Source organism: Ruegeria sp. AB10 (assembly GCF_056542745.1).
Genome location: NZ_JBQGAI010000012.1, coordinates 14,576 through 35,895, shown reverse-complemented (window position 1 = coordinate 35,895; position 21,320 = coordinate 14,576). Strand labels below are relative to the sequence as shown.

The following is a 21,320-nucleotide window of genomic DNA, read 5'->3' as shown; positions in this document are numbered from 1 at the left end:
GTCAAAGGGACCTAAGCCATGAAGACAAGAGATATGAACCGGGATTGGATCGCCACCGCCGCCACTTTGAACAGCGCCTTGCCCTATCTGCAGCGCTACGACGGCGCGATTGTCGTCATCAAACTGGGCGGTCACGCCATGGGCAGCGACGAGGCGATGGAGAGCTTTGCCCGCGACGTCGTGCTGATGCGTCAGGTCGGCGTGAACCCGGTGATCGTGCATGGCGGCGGTCCTATGATCAACGCAATGCTGGATCAGCTGAATATCCAGTCCGAATTCGTGAACGGCAAGCGGGTGACCGACAAAGCCACCGTTGAGGTGGTTGAGATGGTCCTGTCCGGCCTTGTGAACAAGCGCATCGTACAGGCGATCAATGGTCAGGGCGGTACGGCCGTGGGCCTGTCGGGCAAGGATGCAAACCTGATGGTCTGTGATCAGGCCGATCCGGCGCTGGGATTTGTCGGTTCTCCGTCCAAAATGGTCCCGAAAATTCTGCACGACCTGTTCGCGCATGATGTGATCCCTGTAATTGCCCCTCTGGGCGCAGGCAAGAACGGTGAGACGTTCAACATCAATGGAGATACGGCGGCGGGCGCCATCGCATCCGCGCTCAAGGCAGACCGGCTGCTGCTGCTGACCGATGTGTCCGGCGTCAAGAACGCCGCCGGAGAGGTTGTGACCGAACTGAAGGCAGGTCAAATCCGTGAAATGACGATGGACGGCACGATTGCAGGCGGCATGATCCCCAAAACCGAAACTGCGCTGGACGCGCTGCACAGCGGTGTGCGGGCGGTTGTGATTCTGGACGGTCGCGCGCCCAATGCGGTGCTGCTGGAGCTGTTCACCGAGCACGGCGCCGGGTCACTGATCCGCCCCGATTGACCCAGCCCGCGGAGGTGAGATGACCGGACATCCCCCACCCTCCTCGTACGCGGCAGCAATCAGTTATGGCTGGGTAATGCGCGCGGCGTATCAAGCGGGTCTGATCGTCATGGGCGCGACTCATCCGCGAAAAAGCGGCGCCAAGGGTCTGGATGGGGGAACTCTGATCCTTTTGGGCGCGGGTTCAGCTTTCTGGCCTGTCTTGAAGGCATCCCCGGAGTGGTCGGAGCCTGACCCGGTGGACCGCTGGTCCAGCCGCGTCATTGGTCAGATGGCGCAGGATCTGGGCGCGCAGGCACATTTTCCGTTTGGCGGACCACCCTATGCGCCTTTCATCGACTGGGCGCTGAAATCCGGGCGCACCTTCAGCAGCCCGGTTGGCGCTTTGGTGCATGACACCGTGGGTATGATGATCTCGTTTCGTGGGGCGCTGCATTTCGCGCGGGAATTCGACATCCCCGAAGGCAGCAGCGCGTCGCCCTGCATGGATTGCCCCGCCCCATGTGCAACCTCCTGCCCGGTCCAGGCACTGAACACCCGAGACTTTTATGACGTAGCCGCCTGCCATGCACATCTTTTCACCCCAGAGGGGCAGACCTGCATGACCGGAGGCTGCCTTGCGCGGCTGTCCTGCCCGCTCAGCGCAGGTGCGGGGCGCGACCCGGAGCAATCCGCCCACCACATGAAAGCGTTTCACCCGTCATGACCCGCACCCTGATCCTGACCCGTCATGCGAAATCCAGTTGGAGCAACCTGGGCCTCAGCGATCACGACCGCCCCCTGAACAAGCGCGGGCGCAAATCGGCCCCGGCCATTGCAAACTGGCTAAGCGAAAACGGCTGGCTGCCGGATGAGCTGCTGAGTTCAACTTCGACCCGCACACGCGAGACCTGGGATCGGATGGGGCTGCACGCGAACAGGGTCTGCTTCCACCGCACGCTCTATCACGCAGCCCCCGAGGACATGCTGGTCGAACTGTCGGGCGCCACGGAACCCACGGTGCTGATGCTGGGCCACAACCCCGGCATTGCCGCATTTGCCAATCGTATCGTCCGGCACGCCCCGGACCACGCGCGATTCCACGATTACCCGACCTGCGCCACGACCGTGATCCGGTTCGACATCGACGATTGGGCGCAGGTCCGCTGGCACAGCGGTAACGTGCAGGGATTTGTCATTCCGCGCGAGCTGCTGGAATGAAAAAAGGCGGGGCAAAACCCCGCCTTTTGATCTGTTTCGTTAGGCTTAGTGGCCCAGAATCTGGCTCAGGAACAGCTTGGTCCGTTCGCTCTGCGGGTTGTTGAAAAACTCTTCCGGTTCATTCTGTTCCACGATCTGACCCGCATCCATAAAGATCACCCGGTTGGCGACCTGACGGGCAAAGCCCATCTCGTGCGTCACACACAGCATGGTCATGCCTTCCTCGGCCAGCTCGATCATGGTGTCGAGCACCTCTTTGATCATCTCGGGGTCCAGCGCCGATGTCGGTTCATCGAACAACATGATCCGCGGCATCATGCACAAGCTTCGCGCAATCGCCACACGCTGCTGCTGACCACCCGAAAGCTGACCGGGATACTTCAGTGCCTGATCAGGAATCTTCACCTTTTCCAGGAAATGCATCGCGCGCTCTTCGGCCTCTTTCTTGGGCGTCTTGCGCACCCAGATCGGGGCCAGCGTGCAGTTTTCCAGTATGGTCAGATGCGGGAACAGGTTGAAGTGCTGGAACACCATGCCAACCTCGGACCGGATCTTGTCGATGTTTTTCAGGTCATTCGACAGCTCGGTCCCGTCCACCACGATAGTGCCCTGCTGGTGTTCTTCCAGCGCGTTCAGGCAGCGGATCAGGGTGGACTTGCCCGACCCCGACGGCCCCGCGATCACGATCCGCTCGCCCTGATTGACGGTCAGATTGATGTCGCGCAGCACGTGGAAGGACCCGTACCACTTGTTCATGTTGGTGATTTCGATGGCGACCTCGTCGCTCACCTGCATCTTGGAGCGGTCGATTTCGCGTTCAATTGCAAGTTCAGACATGTGTTGAACTCCTTAACGGTGGCCAGTCTGAAGCTTGCGCTCCAGATACATGGAATAACGGGACATGGAGAAGCAGACGACAAAGAACAGCGCCGCGATGAACGCGAACAGTTCCCAGTAGACGCCGTTCCAGGCGGTGTCGGCGCGGATGGCAGATGCCAGTCCGATCACGTCGAACAGCCCGATGATTGACACCAGTGTCGTATCCTTGAAGATCCCGATGAATGTGCTCACGATGCCCGGAATTGAGATTTTCAGGGCTTGCGGCATGATGATCAAGCGCTGTGCCTGCCAATAGTTCAGGCCCAGACTGTCGGCCCCTTCGTACTGGCCGCGCGGCAGGGCTGCCAGACCACCCCGGATCACCTCGGCCATATAGGCGGCCGAGAACAGGGTCATCATGATCATCACCCGCAGGATGATGTCAAAATTGGTGCCCGGCGGCATGAAGATGTTCAGCAGCAGCGAGGCCACGAACAGCAAGGTGATCAGCGGCACACCGCGGATGAACTCGATAAAGCCCACGCACAGGTATTTGACGATCAGCAGATCGGATTGACGGCCCAGCGCCAGAACGATGCCGATGGGCAGCGAGACGCCAATGGCCACAACCCCCAGCAGGATCGCCAGCATGAACCCACCAAAGGCGCGGCTTTGCACATATTCGATGCCGATCGGCAGGATCGAAGCCATCGCGTCCGTGAAATAGCTGGACAGGACCAGCCACCAGATCAAAGACGCCGCGACCCCAGCAATCAACGCAAACAGGTTGCTGAGTTGTTTGCCAACAACGGTATAGACCCCCCAGCCAACAACAAAACCCAACGCGGCCGAGATCGGCGCCCAGATGGTCCCGCCCCACATCAGCCATGGCATCAGGAAGGGATAGATCGCTGTCAGGATCAGCAGCTTGGTCGGAACGCGGTCCGAGTAGAGCACCGGCGCCAGAGCCACCAGCAGCAGGAGCAACGCCAGAATCGGACGCCAGTACAGATGGCTCGGGTAGAAGCCGAACAGCAGCTGCAGCCAGCGGTCGTTGATGACACCCCAACATGCGTGACCGTGGGTTGAGCCCCACGTGGCCATCATGATCTCGCGGCACTCATTCAGCGAGTTGGCGTTCCAGACGGATTCGAATATCCACGGCAAAACACCAGCCAGCACGTACCAGATCGCATAAAGCGACACGAGCGTCAGGATCGAGTTCAGCCAGCTTGAGAACAGGTTGTGCCTGACCCAGCCCACGACACCGACCTCAGAGGCGGGCGGTGCCTTTTCGGGCAACATTTCCGTGCGGACAAATGAAACATCACTCATATTACCGCTCCACCAGTTTGACACGGTTGTTGTACCAGTTCATCACTGCCGAAACGCTCAGCGAGATGGCTAGGTAGACCAGCATCAGCAGCAGAACACATTCCAGCTCGCGCCCGGTCTGGTTCATGGTGATGCCGCCCAGGGTCCCCGTGATGTCCATATATCCGACCGCGATCGCCAGCGACGAGTTCTTGGTCAGGTTCAGATAGTTCGAGATCATCGGCGGGATGATCACCCGCAGCGCCTGCGGCAGGATCACCAGCCGCATGGTCCGGCCCGGGCGCAGGCCCAGTGCGGATGCGGCCTCGGTCTGACCCTTGGAGATGGCCAGAATACCAGCGCGCACGATCTCGGCGATGAAGGCCGCAGTATACAGCGACAAGGCCAGCCACAGCGCGATCAGCGAGTTCCGAAGGTGAGTACCGCCGCTGAAGTTAAAGCCCTTCAGCTCGGGGTAGCCCAGGTGGAAGCCCAGCGCGCCCAGCAGGATCGCCGACGGCACAAAGAACAAACCCAGCTGGATGTACCAGATGGTCGGACGGTCACCCGACTTTTCCTGCGTGGCGTTGGCCCAGGCCGTCACCTTGCGCATGGCAAAGATACTGCCGCCGAACACGATCAGGAACGCGATCAGATCCAGCGAGACGTCAAAGCGCAGGCTCGATGTGCCGAACAGGTGGATGTCACCCAATCCGCGCGAGAACAGGAACTCGGGGATATAGACCCCGCGGTTGGTCACTGCGACGGATTCGAACAGTTTCATCGTCGCCTCGGGGTCTTCCCCCCGGAAGGCGCGTGGCGCGGGCAGGCCCTCGATCAGAATGGCCATGGCCAGAACGATCCACAGCAGCACCGGCACGTTGCGGAACATCTCGACATAGAAGGTCATGATCCGGGCGACCAGCCAGTTGTTGGACAGGCGCAGAACACCGACCATGACGCCGACGATGGTTGCCGTAATACACCCCAGAACCGCCACAACCAGCGTGTTCAGCAGCCCGATAAAGGCCGCTCGCAAATGGCTGTCGCGCGAGTTGTATTCCAGCAGGCGCTGGTTGATGTCATAGCTGGCCGGTTCGCCGAAAAAGCCGAACTCGACCGTTTTACCCAGCGCTTCCAGGTTTTGAATGGTGTTGTTGATCAGCCAGGCTGCCAAAAGCATGAAACCGATCAAAGCGATGACCTGAATGGTCGCAGATCGATACCGCGTATCGTAAAGGAGCATGGACAGCCGGAAGTGCTCCTTCGGCGGGTCAGTGAGTGTCGTCATGACCTAAGTATTTCCCCGTGCATCCCGGTTCTCAGTGGCAGAGTTGGTCTCTGCTCAGAACGTTCCGGGCGTGTTTCTTATTGATTGAAAAAGGGCGCAGGTTGCCCTGCGCCCTTTTCCGTGGATTTTAGCGGAACGGCGGTGCGTACAGCAGGCCGCCATCGGTCCACTGTGCGTTCAGACCGCGTGCCAGACCGATCGGAGTTTCCTCACCGATGTTCTTGGCAAAGACCTCGCCATAGTTGCCGCCGGCCTTGATCGCGCGCTGTGCCCAGGTTGCGTCCAGACCCAGCATCTCACCCAGAGTGCCTTCGCTGCCCAGCAGACGGTTCACTTCGGGGTTGTCGGTGCCAGCAGACATCTCGTCGATGTTTGCCGAGGTCACGCCCAGCTCTTCGGCTGCGATCAGTGCGTTCAGGGTCCAGCGTACAACATCACCCCACTCGTGGTCGCCGTGGCGGACCAGCGGTCCCAGCGGCTCTTTCGAGATGATTTCGGGCAGGATCACGTGGTCGCCCGCGTTTTCAAAGGTGGCGCGAGTCGCCGCCAGGCCCGATGCGTCGGTGGTGTAGACGTCACAGGCACCAGCCAGATACTGCTGCTGCGCTTCGGCGTTGGTTTCGATCGGAACCGGCTCGTAGCTCATGTTGTTGATGCGGAAGAAATCCGCCAGGTTGAGCTCGGTGGTGGTGCCGGTCTGGATGCAGACGGTGGCGCCGTCCAGTTCCTTGGCCGAGCTGACGCCCAGAGCCTTGGGAACCATGAAACCCTGACCATCATAGTAGTTGATGCCGACGAATTCGAACTTCAGGTCGACGTCGCGGCTGAAGGTCCAGGTGGTGTTACGGGCCAGCATGTCGATCTCGCCCGAAGCCAGCGCGGTGAAACGGGTTTTACCGGTGGTCGGAATGAATTCAACAGCCATCGGATCATCCAGAACAGCGGCTGCAACTGCGCGGCATACAGCCACGTCAAAGCCCTGCCACACACCGTTGGCATCCGGGCTGGCAAAGCCGGGAACGCCGGTCGCCACGCCGCAGTTCAGCTTGCCGCGCGCCTTGACATCATCGGCAGTCCCCGCTGCCGCTGCACCAGCAGCCAGGCCGGCGATGGTTGCCACGCCCAAGATTACGGATTTTTTCATTTTTACCTCTTCCTGATTTTCCGCCCCGATCAAAGGACGGTTCTGTCCGGCACCTCTGGCACCAGAAAGGTTTCCCAAAGGTGTCTCCCCTTTAGTGGCCACGAGTTTGGGCGCATTCATAAACAAACGTCAAGGGTTCGATCAGGGAAAACGATGGGTCAATCCAGAGATGACTCGCCCATCGTTCGAAAATCAGGCCCTGAGGGATCAAATCGAGAGGTCAAAGAACCGTTTGGCGTGCAAAAAGGCCGCTTTCTTGGTCTCGGCAACGGCGTGGGCCTCATCATCATGGCCCCATTGGTCGATCTGCCATTGCTCATCCAGCCTTGAAATCTGCCAGATTTCTTCGGCATCGCCCCGGTTTTGCGCCGCTGCAAATCCAAGGATGAGAGAGCCCGAAAGGCTGACCAGATCGTGAAAGGCTGCAAGTTGAAAGTCGCTCAGCCCATGCACACGCTGCCTGAGCGTTTTCAGCGCCGCCTCCGGCTGCGGTTGGTGTAGCACACCGGCCACAGGCAATAGCCGCGCCGACAGCGTTTCGGCGGCCCAATCCAGCACCGGGTCCCAGTGTTCGGCCTGACGCTGCTGCAACTCCTGCGGGTGAACCGCGCGGTAACACAGCAGATCCGAATCGCCGTAATCGGCCAGCATGTCTGCAACCTCGGCGTGTTGATGGCAGACCTTGTCGATGGCGGCATTCGCCGACCGGGTGAACGGCATCACCGTCGGGTCGATCACCTTCTCCTGAGCGTCCCATTCCGCGGCAACCTCATCGGCCATGGCGCGGGTCGGCAAAACCAAAGCGGCCTTGGCCGGGGTTTTCACACGGCGGCCATCCAGCTCGACGGTATAGCCACCTTCGGCTTCGACCACCGCGCTTGCGGTCCAAAATCGCTTGGGTTTCCAGTCGCTCATGATGTCAGGTCCAGATATCGTCCAGCGCGCGGGGCAACTGGTCAAAAGTTTCAATAATGCAGGTGGCGCCGTTCAAGGCGGATCGGTCATGATAACCCCAGGTCACGCCGATGCCCGCCACCCCGGCGGCGCGGGCCATGTCCATGTCGAACCGAGTGTCACCGATCATCACCGTATGGGCCGCCTCTACCCCGGTTTCATTGCGCGCCGTGTCGATCATCGACGGGTGCGGCTTGGAGGGGTGGTGATCCGCCACCTGACGGGTCACAAAGTAACGCTCCAACCCGTGCGCTTCGATCAGCGCGTCCAGACCGCGCTGCGATTTCCCGGTGGCCACGCCCAGCAGAACCTCGGGCACCGCGTGCAGGGCTTCGATGGCGGCGCGCGCGCCCGGATACAGCGGAGAGCTTGCCGCACCCTGCTCCAGCCGTTGCGCGTGATAGGCTTCCTTGTACCCTTCGACCAAGCGATGCTGCACGCTGTCGGAATGCTGGGGCGCCAGCTGCGCCATGGCGTTGGGCAGAGACAGCCCCACGATGGACAGGATCGCATCGCGGTCCGGCACCGGCAGGGATTGAGCGTCAAAGCAGGCGGTCATCGCCGAAACGATACTGCCCTGACTGTCGACCAGCGTGCCGTCCACATCGAACAGCACCAGACGCAGCGGTGCGCTCATTGCAGTTCCTCGAACGGGTCGTCTGCGGCCAGGTCCTCGGCCCAGCCGAAGGTGTCCCAACTGTGCTTCATGTGATCCGGCAGCGGCGCGGTGACGGTGATGGTCTTACGCGTCATCGGGTGCTGGAACGTCGCCTGCCGGGCGTGCAGATGCAGCTTTTTGCTGATGATTCCGCCCAGCTGCGCACCCCAGCCATCGCCGAGGTTTTCCTGCCCCGAACCGCCGTATTTGCCGTCACCAATGATCGGGTGCCCAATTGCCGCCATATGCGCCCGCAACTGGTGGGTGCGGCCGGTGATCGGCTCCATCGCCACCCAGGCCGCGCGGCCAGCCACCCGATACAGCGTCGCATAAAGCGTATGCGCCCGTTTCGCGCCCGGCGTGTCGTTGATTTCGTTCAGGTGGACGGGGATCATCTTTTCGCCCTCGCCCTGCTGACCATGACCCGAAGCCTTGACGAGGCCGGTCTTGATCTCACCCAGATAGGGGGTCGGCACCCCGGCCACCAAAGCCCAGTAAATTTTGCGCGTATCACGATGCCGGAACGCCGCCGTCAGCCCCTTGGCGGCCTCGCGCGTGCGGGCCAGCAACAGAACGCCCGAGGTGTCCTTGTCCAGCCGGTGCACCAGGCGGGGGTTCTCGTCATAGCCAAAGCGCAATGCCTCGGACAGGCTGTCCACGTGGCGGGTCTGGCCGCTGCCGCCCTGCACCGGCAACCCGTGGGGCTTGTTCAAGGCCAGCACGTGGTCGTCGCGATAGATCACGCAGGACTGGATCATCTTGGTATCGGCATCCGAGATGCGCCGCTTGACCTCGGCGGGCTTGTGATCAGCATCGGGCAGAGGCGGCACGCGCACGACCTGCCCGACCTCAAGCCGGGTCGAAGCCTTCACCCGGCCGCCTTCGACGCGCAGTTCACCCTTGCGGCACATCTTTTCGATGCGGCCCTGACTGACATGCGGGAACAGGCGGCGCAGCCAGCGATCAATCCGCTGGTCGCCATCCCCTTCTGCCACGGTGATCATTTGTACGCCACTCATGCCGATATCCCCTTCACGCGGCGGTTCCGCGCGGATTGTGTGCCCTTAGGTGCCTTAGAAAACATGCGCGTCTGTGGCGTGCCGCACGGAAAGAGTCAAGCCAGCGCTAGCCCTTGTTCCGCTGCGCCCGCAGTTTGGCAAAGTAATCCAGCCGCTTTTTCAGCTCGCGCTCAAACCCGCGCTCAACCGGCTGATACAGCTCGGGCCGCTCCATTCCGTCGGGGAAGTAATTCTGGCCCGAAAACCCGTCCTCGGCGTCATGGTCATAGGCATAGCCCGCGCCATAGCCCTGATCCTTCATCAGCGAGGTCGGGGCGTTCAGGATATGCTTGGGCGGTGGCTCGCTACCGGATTGCTTGGCCAGCCGCATCGCCGCCTTGTAGCCCACGTAAGCGCCGTTCGATTTCGGAGCCAGCGCCAGATAGACCAGCGCTTGCGCCAGTGCCAGCTCGCCCTCGGGGCTGCCCAGCCGTTCATAGGTCTGCCACGATTGCAGGCAGATTGCCTGCGCCTGCGGATCGGCCAGACCGATATCCTCAACCGCCATGCGGGTGATCCGCCGCGCCAGAAAGCGCGGGTCCTCGCCCCCCGTCAGCATCCGCGCGAACCAGTAAAGCGCCGCATCCGGGTCCGACCCGCGCACCGATTTATGCAGGGCCGAGATCAAATTGTAATGCTCATCGCCGGATTTGTCGTATTTCGCCGCCCGGCGCATCAGCCGCGTCGACAGCGCATCGGGGTCCAGCGGCGCATCAACTTTCCACGCCGCGATCTGTTCGATCAGGTTCAACAGCGCCCGGCCATCGCCATCGGCCATTTCCTGCAACGCCTCACGTGCAGGTCCGGTCAGGGGCAGCGCGCGATCCAGCTCTTTCTCGGCCCGTTGGGTCAGGCGTTCCAGATCGGCAAGGCTGAGGCGTTCCAGCACCAACACCTGCGCCCGGCTAAGCACAGCGGCGTTCAGCTCGAAGGACGGATTCTCGGTCGTGGCCCCGACCAGCAGGATGGTGCCGTCCTCCATATGGGGCAGGAATCCGTCCTGCTGGGCTTTGTTGAACCGGTGGATCTCATCCACGAATAACAGCGTGCCCTGCCCATTCTGGCGACGGATTTTCGCAGCCTCGAACACCTTTTTCAGGTCAGGCACACCGGTGAAAATCGCGCTGATCTGAACAAAATGCAGATCGGTCTCCTGCGCCAGAAGCCGCGCGATGGTTGTCTTGCCGACACCCGGAGGCCCCCAGAACACCAGACTGGACAGGCTGCCAGAGGCCAGCATAACCCCAAGCGGCGCGTCCGGGCCCAACACCTGCTCCTGCCCGATCACCTCGGCCAGTGTCTGCGGGCGCAGCCGGTCGGCCAGCGGGCGGTGCGCGGGCGGTGCGGGCTGGGCAGCCCCGGTATCGAACAGATCGCTCACGTCACAACCGGAACCGAAGCGAGATCGAACGGCCCCCTCTGAGAACATCCAGATTGATCCGGCGCCCCGGGTCGGTCAGCGCATCGACCACGTCGCCGGGAGTTTCAACCCGCGTGCCATTGATGCTGTTGACCACATCACCCGCACGTAGCCCGGATCGGCCACCATAGGGGCCGGCATCCATCACAACGACACCAGTCTGAGACAGCACAAGCCCCATCTTGGCGATCACCGCCGGGTTGACGCGCGAGACCGTCAGGCCCGGCATCACGGTCTGGTCATCCAGTGTGGTTTCCTCGGCCGCCGGGGTGTCGGGCGCTTTGATCAGCGCGATTTTCACCTCGGCGCGTTCTTCCCCGCGCAGCCGGGTTACCGTGGATGTGCCACCCACACCGGCAACCGCCATGCGGAACTTCATCTCGGCGGGTGAGTTCACCTCATCCCCGTCCACATGGGTCACCACGTCGCCCACACGCAATCCGGCCTCGGCCAAGGGGCTCAGGGGGTGCAGGTCGGAAATCACCACGCCCAGGGGGATCACCAGACCCAGAGACTCGGCGATATCCGCGCTCATGTGCTGGCCCGCCATTCCAGCCCAGGGGCTAATGAAACTGTCATTGCCGCCCTGCGCCTGCCGCAGGAATTCGGCCACCAGATTGGCGGGGATAGCAAAGCCGATGCCGTTCGAGCCGCCCGAGCGGGTCAGAATCGCGGTATTGATCCCGATCAGATCGCCATTCACATCAATCAGCGCTCCGCCGGAATTCCCTGGGTTGATCGCCGCATCCGTCTGAATGAAATAGCCCCGCGCATTGCCGGTGGCCGCCCCGGTCCGCGCCAGCCCCGAGATGATGCCCGACGACACTGTCTGCCCCACGCCGAACGGATTGCCGATGGCCAGCGCCAGCTCACCTACCTCGACCTGGTCCGAGTCCCGCATCTGCAGGTAGGGCAGGTCCTCGGCTTCTTTCAGCCGCAGGATGGCGATGTCACTTTCCTTGTCGCCCAGAACCACCTGCGCCGAAAACTCGCGCCGGTCCGTGGTCACGACCCGGATTTCGGTGGCCGTACCCACCACATGATAGTTCGATACCACGAAACCATCTTCCGACAGGATCACGCCCGACCCCAGAGAGTTCTGCACCCGCGGGCGGGGCTCATCGAACCCACGGCCAAAGAAGTCCTGAAAGAACGGGTCCGAGAAAAACGGATTCGCCCGCCCCTGCCGCACGATCTTGGCATAGATGTTGACCACCGCCGGAGAGGCCTGCTTGACCACCGGCGCAAAGCCAATCGAAATCTCGGCCTGCGATTGCGGTACTTTCGTTTGGGCCATCACCGGCGCGTTCAGGAGTGCAAGCGGCAGACAAAGCAAAAGCGTGCGGAACATGAGACCCTCTTATACGTTCAAGGATTGATATGTCCGCAAGCAACACCGTTTGCAAGATCGCTATTCGTTTGCTGGCCGCCCATACCCGGGGCGCCCCGTTCGGCTCTGGGCGACGTCGAAATTCCAGACAATTGCCATATTGGTGATCAAGGCGCCAAGAAACGAGTAGAACAATTGCGCAGGGCTGAGCACAAAGGCCGAGGCGAGAAAGACCGTGGCATCGACGGACAGCTGAAACCAACCCGCTTTGAACCCGGTTTTATGTTCCAGAATAATACCGAGAATGGTCATCCCTCCGGCCGAGGCATTGTGGCGGAAGATGGCGATCAACCCCATTCCGCTGCAGGCTCCGCCCAGAACCGCGGCGGCCAGCGGGTCCAGCCGCTCGAACACCACAATATTGCCAAGGAACTGGGACAAAACCGAAATCCCGACCACAACGACAATTGTACGAATGGCAAAGACCGGCCCGCGTTTGACCCATGCCAAAATCAGAAACGGAATTCCGATCAGAAAAAACAGCGGGCCGAATCCAAGCGGCAACACATAGGACAGCAGCAGAGCGATTCCTGCGGTTTGCCCCGTCACCAGTCCGGCGGCTTTCAGAAATACGACACTCAAGCTTGTCATGACGATGCCGAAGGCAAGGCCCTGAACATCAAAAACGGACATGCGGATGGTCAATGGGATCTCCGGGAGCTTCATTAGATCATTGCCGTCCCATACCTTGAACAGTCGGCAAAGAAAAACCCCCGCTCAACCGAGCGGGGGTCTATGAACAGGTATCCCTGATCAATTATTCTTCTGCAGCTTCTTCCGCAGCAACGCGGGCTTTGTCGGCCGCGCCTTTGGCGTCGACGTCACGATCAACGAATTCGATGATCGCCATCGGTGCCATGTCGCCATAGCGGAAGCCAGCTTTCAGGATGCGGACATAACCGCCCTGACGCTCAGCGTAGCGGGGGCCCAGAACTTCGAACAGCTTTGCGACGTCTTTGTCTTCTTTCAGCTGTGCTGCGGCCTGACGGCGGGCGTGCAGGTCGCCGCGCTTGCCCAGAGTGACCAGCTTTTCGATGATCGGGCGCAGTTCTTTTGCCTTGGGCAGGGTCGTTTTGATTTGCTCATGCTCGATGAGCGAGCCAGCCATGTTCGCAAACAGCGCCTTGCGGTGCTCATGAGTACGGTTCAGGCGGCGGTAACCACGTGCGTGACGCATTTTCAGTTCCTTCTTTCGCGTTTTGCTTTGTCTGGCCGGCGATGCGTGTCACCGGCTCTCCTTGGGGCGGAAGTGCCCATACAGTCCCCGGCAGCCCGGGCATTGAGGAAGACGCGCTTAGAACGCGTCTTCGAATTTCTTCGCCAGATCTTCGATGTTGTCGGGCGGCCAGTCCTCGACATCCATGCCGAGGTGCAGACCCATGCCGGACAGCACTTCTTTGATCTCGTTCAGCGACTTGCGGCCGAAGTTCGGGGTGCGCAGCATCTCGGCTTCGGTCTTCTGGATCAGGTCGCCGATATAGACGATGTTGTCGTTCTTCAGGCAGTTTGCCGAACGGACCGACAGTTCCAGCTCGTCCACTTTCTTCAGCAGCAGCGGGTTGAACTCCAGACCATCGTCTTCGTCCTGGCGGCCCGCCGATTCCGGCTCGTCGAAGTTGACGAAGATCGACAGCTGATCCTGCAGAATGCGTGCGGCAAAGGCCAGCGCGTCTTCCGGCGTGATCGAACCATCGGTTTCGATCTTCAGGGTCAGCTTGTCATAGTCCAGAACCTGTCCTTCACGGGTCGGCTGAACGTCATACGCAACCTTCTTTACCGGCGAATAGATCGCGTCGATCGGGATCAGGCCGATAGGTGCGTCTTCCGGCTTGTTCTTCTCAGCCGAGACGTAACCTTTGCCGGTGTTGACGGTCAGTTCCATGAACAGGTCGGCGCCATCGTCCAGGTGACAGATGACGTGATCGCGGTTCAGAACCTCGATGCCGGCGCTTTCGCTGATGTCGCCAGCGGTGACAACTGCGGGGCCTTTGGCATTGATCGACAGACGCTTGGGGCCTTCGACTTCCATGCGCAGGGCAACCTGCTTGAGGTTCAGGATGATGTCGGTAACGTCTTCACGCACACCTGCGACCGACGAGAACTCGTGCAGGACGTTGTCGATCTGGACGCTGGTGATGGCCGCACCTTGCAGCGAGCTCATCAGAACGCGGCGCAGAGCGTTGCCCAGGGTCAGACCAAAGCCACGTTCCAGCGGTTCGGCAACCAGGGTCGCCTGACGTGCGGGATCGTTGCCCGGCTTGCCTTCCAGCTGGGTCGGCTTGATCAATTCTGCCCAATTCTTATGGATCATGTAATCCCTCCATTCCTGTCCGCGCCCCATGACCAACAAGGTGCAGACGCCCGAGGTTCAAAATGACGTGCTGGGGCCGTGCAAAAACACAGCCCCAGCTCAATTCAAAATCGCTTAGACGCGACGACGCTTCGGCGGACGGCAGCCATTGTGAGCAATCGGTGTCACGTCGCGGATCGACGTGATGTTGAAGCCCACGGCAGCCAGCGCACGCAGAGCCGATTCACGACCCGAACCGGGGCCCTGAACTTCGACTTCCAGCGTCTTGACGCCATGTTCCTGCGCCTTCTTGCCTGCGTCTTCTGCAGCCATCTGAGCGGCGTAGGGTGTCGATTTCCGCGAACCCTTGAAGCCCATGGTACCGGCAGACGACCACGAGATGGCGTTGCCCTGTACGTCCGAGATCAGGATCTTGGTGTTGTTGAAGGTCGAGTTCACATGGGCAACGCCCGATGCGATGTTCTTACGCTCTTTGCGCTTAACGCGAGTCTTATCACGTGCCATCAGTCAGACCCTCCCTTATTTCTTCTTACCAGCGATGGCCTTTGCGGGGCCTTTGCGGGTACGAGCGTTGGTGTGGGTGCGCTGACCGCGAACCGGCAGGTTGCGGCGGTGACGCAGACCGCGGTAGCAGCCCAGATCCATCAGGCGCTTGACGTTCATCTGAACTTCACGACGCAGGTCACCTTCAACGGTGAAGTTTTCGTCGATAAATTCGCGGATCTTCAGAACTTCGGCATCCGACAGTTCGTTGACGCGACGGGTCGCTTCAATACCCACGGCTTCGCAGATCGCTTTGGCCGAGGTGTTTCCGATACCGGTGATATATGTGAGGGCGATAGGTACCCGCTTTGCAGTCGGGATGTTTACGCCGGCAATACGTGCCACGTGTCACTTTCCTTTTCGTTGCGGTTCCGTAACTCCAGAACCTTTTTTCACAACGCTTAACCTTGGCAGTGCCGCCAGTGGGTTCAGCATTATTCGAGGTGGTCGGGGCAGTTGGGACGAATCCCGCCTGCGGTCTTGATTCCCCAAGGGGATGGGGGTCGATATGGGGTTTTGGTGGGGCCGTCAAGCCCCAACCTGAAGTCAGCCCAGAATCGCCTCGATCGAGGCGGTGACTTCCTTGATCTCGGCCAGGCCATTGACCGGGCGAAGATCGCCTTTGGCATAGTAATACCCAATCAGCGGCGAGGTCTTTTTGTAGTACTCCATCAAGCGCGTGCGCAGGCTGTCTTCGTTGTCATCCGCACGACGCTGGAAGTCATTTTCCTTGCCGCAATTGGTGCACTTGCCATCGGCGGGGATCGGCTTGGTGATGTCGTTATAGACCTCACCGCAGCCACCACAGGTCGAACGCGCGGTGATCCGCTGAACCAGCGCTTCGTCGTCAACGCGCATTTCGATCACGGTGTGCAGCGACTGACCCAGCTTGGCCAGCAACGCGGCCAGCGCGTCGGCCTGCGCCAGCGTCCGCGGAAAGCCGTCAAAGATGAAGCCGGCGCCGGTTTCAGTGGTCAGCTTCTCTTCGATCAGGCCGATCACGATCTCATCGGTGACCAGCTTGCCCGCGTCCATGATCGCCGCAACCTTCTGGCCCATCTCGGTGCCCGAGGTCTTGGCCTCGCGCAGCATGTCGCCGGTGCTCAGCTGAACCATGCCCCGTGTTTCGACCAGGTGACGCGCCTGCGTCCCTTTACCGGCCCCCGGGGGCCCAAGAAGAATGATGTTCATCGACGAGCGGGTCCCTTCCTGCTGCGTTTCTTACCTTTGCCCCGCAGTTGGGACTTTTCAATCAGCCCTTCGTATTGATGCGCCAGCAGGTGGCTCTGAACCTGTTGGATCGTATCCATGGTCACAGAAACGATAATCAGAACCGAAGTGCCGCCGAAATAGAACGGGATGGCAAACTGGTTCCGCAGAATCTCAGGCAGAAGACAGACAGCCGCCAGATAGGCCGAGCCCAGAACCAGCACACGGTTGACCACGTATTCCAGATATTCAGCGGTTTTCTTGCCCGGACGGATCCCCGGCACAAAACCGTTCTGCTTTTTCAGGTTGTCCGCCACATCGTCCGGTTTGAACGACACGTTGAACGTGTAGAAATAGGCGAAGAACACGATCATGGCCGCGAAGAACAGCAGGTACAGCGGCTGTCCGGGACCAAAGTTGGCCAGCAGCCAGGACATGATCGGCCCGCTGGTGGCACCCGACGAAAAGGTCGAGATCGTCACCGGCAGCAACAGCAGCGAGCTGGCAAAGATCGCCGGAATCACGCCCGCCGGGTTCACTTTGACCGGCAGGTGGCTGGAGCCGCCCTCATAGATTTTCATACCGGCCTGACGGCGCGGGTATTGGATGTGAATCTTACGCAGCGCGCGTTCCATGAACACCACAAAGGTAATCACGGCGATCACCATCACGATCACACCGATGATCACGGCGGGGCTGATCGCGCCCGAGCGGCCAGAGGCGAAGAACTGCGCCAGCGCGGCCGGAACCTCGGCGATGATGCCGACGAAGATGATCAGGGAAATACCGTTGCCGATGCCGCGTGCGGTGATCTGCTCGCCCAGCCACATCAGGAACATGGTGCCGCCGACCAGAGTGATCATGGTGGACATGCGGAAGAACATGCCCGGATCGGTCGCCAGATCGCCCGATTCCAGCGAAACGGCCAGACCATAGGCCTGAACGGTGGCCAGTGCCACGGTGCCGAAACGGGTGTATTGGTTGATTTTCTTGCGGCCCTGCTCGCCCTCTTTCTTGAGCTGTTCGAGCGCGGGAACCATCGAGGTCAGCAGCTGCACGATGATCGAGGCCGAGATATAGGGCATGATGCCGAGGGCAAAGATACCCATCCGCCCCAGCGCCCCGCCGGTGAACATCGAAACCATGCCGCCGATGCCCTGCCCCGCCTGCTCCATGAACTCGCGCAGCGCCTGCCCGTCGATCCCCGGCACCGGAATGAAGGTGCCCAGACGATAGACGATCAGCAAACCCAGTGTGAACAGGATGCGGTTGCGCAGATCGGTGGCTTTGCCCAAAGCAGCCCAGCTTGTGTTGGCTGCCATTTGTTCTGCTGCTGATACCATAAATCGGTCTCTCTTATGAAAACACCGCCCGGAACCGTTTTCCGGCTCGGGCGGCGTCTTGGAAAACTCTGAGGTCTATGTAAGCGGGTCTTGGCCCGCTCACAAGCGCTTACTCTGCCGCAGCGGCTTTTGTGACCGTCAGCGAACCGCCCGCTTTTTCGACTGCCTCAACAGCAGCTTTCGAAGCACCGGTCACTTCCAGGTTCACTTTGGCGCTGATTTCGCCTTTGGCCAGAACGCGGATACCGTCCAGCTTGCGGCGGACCAGACCGGATGCAACCAGTGCGTCCTCGGTAATCGCAGCTTTGGCGTCCAGTTTGCCGGCGTCGACGAATTTCTGGATCAGGCCCAGGTTGATAACGGCGAATTCCTTGCGGTTCGGCTTGTTGAAGCCACGCTTGGGCAGGCGCTGGTACAGCGGCATCTGGCCGCCTTCATAGCCATTGATGGCCACACCCGAACGGGATTTCTGGCCTTTGATACCACGGCCACCCATTTTACCTTTGCCCGAGCCGGGACCACGACCAACGCGGGTGCGTTTCGGGTTGGCGCCGGGATTGTCGCGCAGTTCGTTCAGTTTCATTTCGCTTCTCCTAAGCCGGATGTGACCCCCGAAGCGTGATGGGCCAAACACGGCATTTCTTGGTTTTGATTCTCATGGGCATAAACCCACCGGAGGCGTATAGGCCCGTTGCCCCCGCTTGGCAAGCCCGTGGATCGGCGCAGGATCAGCCGTCGGACTGCGGTGCCTCGGCTTCATCCGCAACCTGTTTGGCAACAGGCGCGGCAAGTGGATCGATGCCGTGTTTTTCGACCAGCCGTCCGATCAGGCTGTCAGGATCGGGCTGGCCGTCATATTTGTCCCGCATGATCGCCCGCATCCGTCGGCCATAAAGATGGATGGAAACCGTGTCGTCCTTGAAAAAATGGTCGATTTCGGCCCCGGGCCGGGCCAAAGCCCGCCGGCGCGTGTAGTTGAGCGGGTAGAACACATGCTCTGGCAACGCATATTTTATCTCGCCCGTTTGCTTCAATGCCCAGGTAAATGCGTTCGGACCCCAAACGCCCCAAAGCGCTTCGGGCACGTTCACGGGCTCTCCGTTCTCCAGCGCCTCTTCCAGCGGCTTGCGACGCCGAGGGGGCAGCCAGGGCGGGATAAGATACGGATCGTTGGTATAGTCGATCAACTTGCCCAGCGTGTCGCTATCCTGAGGCAGGGCAAGCACGCCGATGGCCACCTCGCCCTCGAGATAGCTGTAGTAATGTCCGTTTTCGGTTGTGAACGGCTTGAGGCAATAGGCATCCGTATCCGCCCAGATCAAGTCAGGCTCCTGCGCCAGCATCCGGTACCGGAACTTGTCCGAGTGCGGCGCGGGGCTTCCGGTTCTGCCATGGGTGATGAATTCGGAATCGGGCAGAACCTCGCGTGCATCGCGCTGCTCTACGCCTTCAGGGATACCTGTCACGGTTCCATAAGTGTACAGACGTACATGTTGCCCGGCATCCAGATAGGACTTGATGCATAACTGCTCGAGAAAGCTCAGCGGTCCATCGACCCACAGCATTCCGATCTGATATTCGCGCGCCATAAATACGTCTTTCCACACAGTTGTCGCGACTTCAAACAGCCGCCCAATCCGCATGTGACTCAATAGAGGCACCGTCGCAATGCTTGTCGCCCAAATATATGCTGCCTGTGGCGGGATGGACCCTGAAACCAAAAGAGGCGCCAATTGGCGCCTCGGGCTGACTGCATCAGGGAATGCGCTTAGGCGCAGTAAACGTGATCATGCGCGATATCCTTGATATCGCAACGGCGTACGCCGATGTCGTTCAGCTCACGGTCGGTCAGACCCTGCAGTTCCGAATAGGTCCGGTTGTACATCGCGCGCAGGGCATAGGCCTGTTTCACCTTTGCGGCAAATTCTGCGACGCGTGCGATCAGGTTGATGCCGCCATGCGTGGTTGTTGCTGTGTAAGCCATATCTGAATTCCTTTTCTGATCGGGGCGTATTCCCCGATGACTTTGTTCTGTTCCTGTTTGGGACAGCGTTCAGATAGGCTGGGCGCATAGCGCTAACAACCGAAGTTTCGGTCTAGCCGTTATGCGTTGGGGGAATGGCGCAGCAATCTGATCACTCGGCACCACATGCGATTTAGGTCCGCTATGCGGACTTAGCCGCCGTACGGTCACTGGCGATAGGTCGCAATCTTGTAGGCTGCGAAACTGAAAAAGATGCCGAGCGATCCTTCGATCCATCGACGTGTCTTTTGATAGGCAACCACCACTGGCGCTGTAGAGAATGTAACCGCGTAGAGAGTGTGAACAGCTAACGATAGTGCTGTAGCAATCAAGATTAGCGCAATACCGACCCATAACGGTGCCTCATTGCCAAGGCCAACGCCAACAATTGCAATCCACTGGAGCGCAGCTTTTGGGTTTGTAAGTTGAATTGCGATACCTTGAAGATAGAGGTTCTTTCCGCGAGCAGCCTTTGGTTTGTGCAAGTGAGAGGGGGTCGCCGCCGAGCGAAACGCTTTGTATGCCAACCACAAAAGGTATGCTGCTCCGAAAATCTTCAGGATTGTGACTGCACCCGCATAGGCTGTGATCAGAGCAGTCAGACCCGCAACGGTGCATGTGGCCCAGACCGCCGAGCCGGACCCTACTCCGAGAGCCAGTTTTACTCCGGCCTCCCGTCCACGCTCCATCGAGGTGCCGATAATGGCGAGAATATTCGGGCCGATACTGACAAAGCCAACCGAAAAGATACCCAAAGCCAAAAGCAAACTTGAAATATCTGCGCTCATTATCAAGCTCCTTTCGCTTTCCCTGAACGCTAACAGGCAGAGTGAGACGAAAGAAGCGGTCATTCGCCGCGCTTTGACGAATGAGCCGGTTTGGGCTCAAAGCAGACAAATGCTACAAAAAGAAAACGCCCCCGAATATTCGGAGGCGTTTCTTTGTTCGCTGGAAGTGCGCTTAGCCGCGCTCTTCGACGATCTCTACCAGATGCGGGATCTTGCGGATCATGCCGCGGACCGAAGGAGTATCCTCCAGCTCACGGGTCTTGTGCATCTTGTTCAGGCCCAGACCGATCAGGGTTGCGCGCTGTTCGGCGGGGCGGCGGATCGGGGAACCGATCTGCTTGACGACGATGGTTTTTGCCATTGCTCGCTCTCCTTACGCTTCGGCTTCAGCCGGTGCTTCGTCCCGCTTGGGCAGGATGTCGGCAACTTTTTTACCACGACGTGCGGCAACCGAACGCGGGCTCTGCTCTTTCTGCAGGCCGTTGATGGTGGCGCGGATCATGTTGTACGGGTTCTGCGAGCCCAGCGATTTGGACACAACGTCCTTAACGCCCAGCATTTCGAACACAGCACGCATCGGACCACCGGCGATGATACCAGTACCTTCAGGCGCGGTGCGCATAACCACTTTACCGGCGCCGTGACGGCCTTCGATGTCGTGGTGCAGGGTCCGACCTTCGCGCAGTTGCACGCGGATCATCTGACGCTTGGCTTGTTCGGTCGCCTTGCGGATGGCTTCAGGTACTTCTTTCGCTTTACCTTTGCCAAAGCCGACGCGGCCTTTCTGATCGCCGACAACCACCAGAGCGGCGAAGCCAAAGCGCTTACCACCTTTTACGGTTTTCGACACGCGGTTGATTGCGACCAGACGATCGGCAAATTCCGGTGTTTCTTCACGGTCGCGGCCACGGCCCCGACGGTTTTCACGTTCTGCCATTTGGCATCCCTTTTCTCATGTGGCGCATACGGCGCC

General features: G+C 60.0%; 25 protein-coding genes. 3 read left to right on the top strand and 22 right to left on the bottom strand.

Annotation, left to right across the window (positions count from 1 at the left end; translation table 11 throughout):
- Positions 1 to 18: 18 nt before the first annotated feature.
- From argB to ACR0NT_RS17360, 3 genes are read left to right on the top strand one after another with little or no spacing between them, the layout of a single operon-like run.
- Positions 19 to 882, top strand: coding sequence for an acetylglutamate kinase (argB, locus tag ACR0NT_RS17370; protein ID WP_170674849.1), 864 nt, complete (start codon positions 19 to 21; stop codon positions 880 to 882).
- A gap of 19 nt (positions 883 to 901) precedes the next feature.
- Positions 902 to 1,588: a ferredoxin gene (locus ACR0NT_RS17365; RefSeq protein WP_170440516.1), complete on the top strand. Its 687-nt coding sequence runs from the start codon at positions 902 to 904 to the stop codon at positions 1,586 to 1,588.
- Positions 1,585 to 2,082, top strand: coding sequence for a histidine phosphatase family protein (locus tag ACR0NT_RS17360; RefSeq protein ID WP_170440514.1), 498 nt, complete (start codon positions 1,585 to 1,587; stop codon positions 2,080 to 2,082). The genes ACR0NT_RS17365 and ACR0NT_RS17360 overlap by 4 nt, the downstream gene beginning before the upstream one ends.
- A gap of 45 nt (positions 2,083 to 2,127) precedes the next feature.
- Here ACR0NT_RS17360 and ACR0NT_RS17355 read toward each other — a convergent pair whose 3' ends face one another.
- From ACR0NT_RS17355 to rpsE, 22 genes are all read right to left on the bottom strand, one after another.
- Positions 2,128 to 2,919: an amino acid ABC transporter ATP-binding protein gene (locus ACR0NT_RS17355; RefSeq protein WP_421596689.1), complete on the bottom strand. Its 792-nt coding sequence runs from the start codon at positions 2,917 to 2,919 to the stop codon at positions 2,128 to 2,130.
- A 12-nt stretch (positions 2,920 to 2,931) separates the two neighbouring features.
- A complete protein-coding gene (locus tag ACR0NT_RS17350) occupies positions 2,932 to 4,236 on the bottom strand; it encodes an amino acid ABC transporter permease (RefSeq protein ID WP_170440512.1) in 1,305 nt (434 codons plus the stop codon).
- Position 4,237: 1 nt separating this feature from the next.
- Positions 4,238 to 5,506: an ABC transporter permease subunit gene (locus tag ACR0NT_RS17345; RefSeq protein ID WP_170674847.1), complete on the bottom strand. Its 1,269-nt coding sequence runs from the start codon at positions 5,504 to 5,506 to the stop codon at positions 4,238 to 4,240.
- Positions 5,507 to 5,633: 127 nt separating this feature from the next.
- Entirely contained in the window at positions 5,634 to 6,650 is a 1,017-nt protein-coding gene (locus ACR0NT_RS17340; protein ID WP_170440508.1) for an amino acid ABC transporter substrate-binding protein, read from the bottom strand.
- A 207-nt stretch (positions 6,651 to 6,857) separates the two neighbouring features.
- Positions 6,858 to 7,565 carry an ATP12 family protein gene (locus ACR0NT_RS17335; protein ID WP_170674845.1) on the bottom strand — a complete coding sequence of 236 codons (708 nt, stop codon included), beginning with the start codon at positions 7,563 to 7,565 and terminating at the stop codon, positions 6,858 to 6,860.
- A 4-nt stretch (positions 7,566 to 7,569) separates the two neighbouring features.
- On the bottom strand, positions 7,570 to 8,241 hold the full coding sequence (locus tag ACR0NT_RS17330) for an HAD-IA family hydrolase (protein WP_170674843.1): 672 nt from the start codon (positions 8,239 to 8,241) through the stop codon (positions 7,570 to 7,572).
- A complete protein-coding gene (locus tag ACR0NT_RS17325; protein WP_170674841.1) occupies positions 8,238 to 9,281 on the bottom strand; it encodes an RluA family pseudouridine synthase in 1,044 nt (347 codons plus the stop codon). Before ACR0NT_RS17325 ends, ACR0NT_RS17330 begins: the two co-directional genes overlap by 4 nt.
- Before the next feature lie 106 nt (positions 9,282 to 9,387).
- A complete protein-coding gene (locus ACR0NT_RS17320) occupies positions 9,388 to 10,701 on the bottom strand; it encodes a replication-associated recombination protein A (protein ID WP_170674839.1) in 1,314 nt (437 codons plus the stop codon).
- A 1-nt stretch (position 10,702) separates the two neighbouring features.
- Positions 10,703 to 12,091, bottom strand: a complete 1,389-nt coding sequence (locus tag ACR0NT_RS17315; RefSeq protein WP_170674837.1) for a trypsin-like peptidase domain-containing protein — start codon at positions 12,089 to 12,091, stop codon at positions 10,703 to 10,705.
- Positions 12,092 to 12,151: 60 nt separating this feature from the next.
- Positions 12,152 to 12,763, bottom strand: a complete 612-nt coding sequence (locus ACR0NT_RS17310; RefSeq protein WP_170442897.1) for a YitT family protein — start codon at positions 12,761 to 12,763, stop codon at positions 12,152 to 12,154.
- 124 nt (positions 12,764 to 12,887) lie between these two features.
- Positions 12,888 to 13,307 carry a 50S ribosomal protein L17 gene (rplQ, locus tag ACR0NT_RS17305; protein WP_170334079.1) on the bottom strand — a complete coding sequence of 140 codons (420 nt, stop codon included), beginning with the start codon at positions 13,305 to 13,307 and terminating at the stop codon, positions 12,888 to 12,890.
- A 117-nt stretch (positions 13,308 to 13,424) separates the two neighbouring features.
- Positions 13,425 to 14,441, bottom strand: a complete 1,017-nt coding sequence (locus tag ACR0NT_RS17300) for a DNA-directed RNA polymerase subunit alpha (protein ID WP_058276312.1) — start codon at positions 14,439 to 14,441, stop codon at positions 13,425 to 13,427.
- A gap of 114 nt (positions 14,442 to 14,555) precedes the next feature.
- Positions 14,556 to 14,945, bottom strand: a complete 390-nt coding sequence (gene rpsK, locus ACR0NT_RS17295; protein WP_008757289.1) for a 30S ribosomal protein S11 — start codon at positions 14,943 to 14,945, stop codon at positions 14,556 to 14,558.
- Positions 14,946 to 14,960: 15 nt separating this feature from the next.
- Complete coding sequence (gene rpsM, locus ACR0NT_RS17290) at positions 14,961 to 15,329, bottom strand: 30S ribosomal protein S13 (RefSeq protein WP_170377641.1); 369 nt, start codon at positions 15,327 to 15,329, stop codon at positions 14,961 to 14,963.
- A 201-nt stretch (positions 15,330 to 15,530) separates the two neighbouring features.
- Positions 15,531 to 16,175: an adenylate kinase gene (locus tag ACR0NT_RS17285; RefSeq protein ID WP_170328763.1), complete on the bottom strand. Its 645-nt coding sequence runs from the start codon at positions 16,173 to 16,175 to the stop codon at positions 15,531 to 15,533.
- Complete coding sequence (secY, locus tag ACR0NT_RS17280; protein WP_170440495.1) at positions 16,172 to 17,536, bottom strand: preprotein translocase subunit SecY; 1,365 nt, start codon at positions 17,534 to 17,536, stop codon at positions 16,172 to 16,174. Before secY ends, ACR0NT_RS17285 begins: the two co-directional genes overlap by 4 nt.
- A gap of 109 nt (positions 17,537 to 17,645) precedes the next feature.
- Positions 17,646 to 18,119 carry a 50S ribosomal protein L15 gene (rplO, locus tag ACR0NT_RS17275; protein WP_170387765.1) on the bottom strand — a complete coding sequence of 158 codons (474 nt, stop codon included), beginning with the start codon at positions 18,117 to 18,119 and terminating at the stop codon, positions 17,646 to 17,648.
- A gap of 145 nt (positions 18,120 to 18,264) precedes the next feature.
- On the bottom strand, positions 18,265 to 19,125 hold the full coding sequence (locus tag ACR0NT_RS17270; protein WP_170440493.1) for a hypothetical protein: 861 nt from the start codon (positions 19,123 to 19,125) through the stop codon (positions 18,265 to 18,267).
- A 179-nt stretch (positions 19,126 to 19,304) separates the two neighbouring features.
- Positions 19,305 to 19,520, bottom strand: coding sequence for a DUF1127 domain-containing protein (locus tag ACR0NT_RS17265; protein ID WP_170440491.1), 216 nt, complete (start codon positions 19,518 to 19,520; stop codon positions 19,305 to 19,307).
- Positions 19,521 to 19,726: 206 nt separating this feature from the next.
- Positions 19,727 to 20,347: a LysE family translocator gene (locus tag ACR0NT_RS17260; RefSeq protein ID WP_170440489.1), complete on the bottom strand. Its 621-nt coding sequence runs from the start codon at positions 20,345 to 20,347 to the stop codon at positions 19,727 to 19,729.
- Between the two features lie 172 nt (positions 20,348 to 20,519).
- Entirely contained in the window at positions 20,520 to 20,708 is a 189-nt protein-coding gene (rpmD, locus tag ACR0NT_RS17255; RefSeq protein ID WP_050605831.1) for a 50S ribosomal protein L30, read from the bottom strand.
- A 12-nt stretch (positions 20,709 to 20,720) separates the two neighbouring features.
- On the bottom strand, positions 20,721 to 21,284 hold the full coding sequence (gene rpsE, locus ACR0NT_RS17250) for a 30S ribosomal protein S5 (RefSeq protein ID WP_170440487.1): 564 nt from the start codon (positions 21,282 to 21,284) through the stop codon (positions 20,721 to 20,723).
- Positions 21,285 to 21,320: the final 36 nt, after the last annotated feature.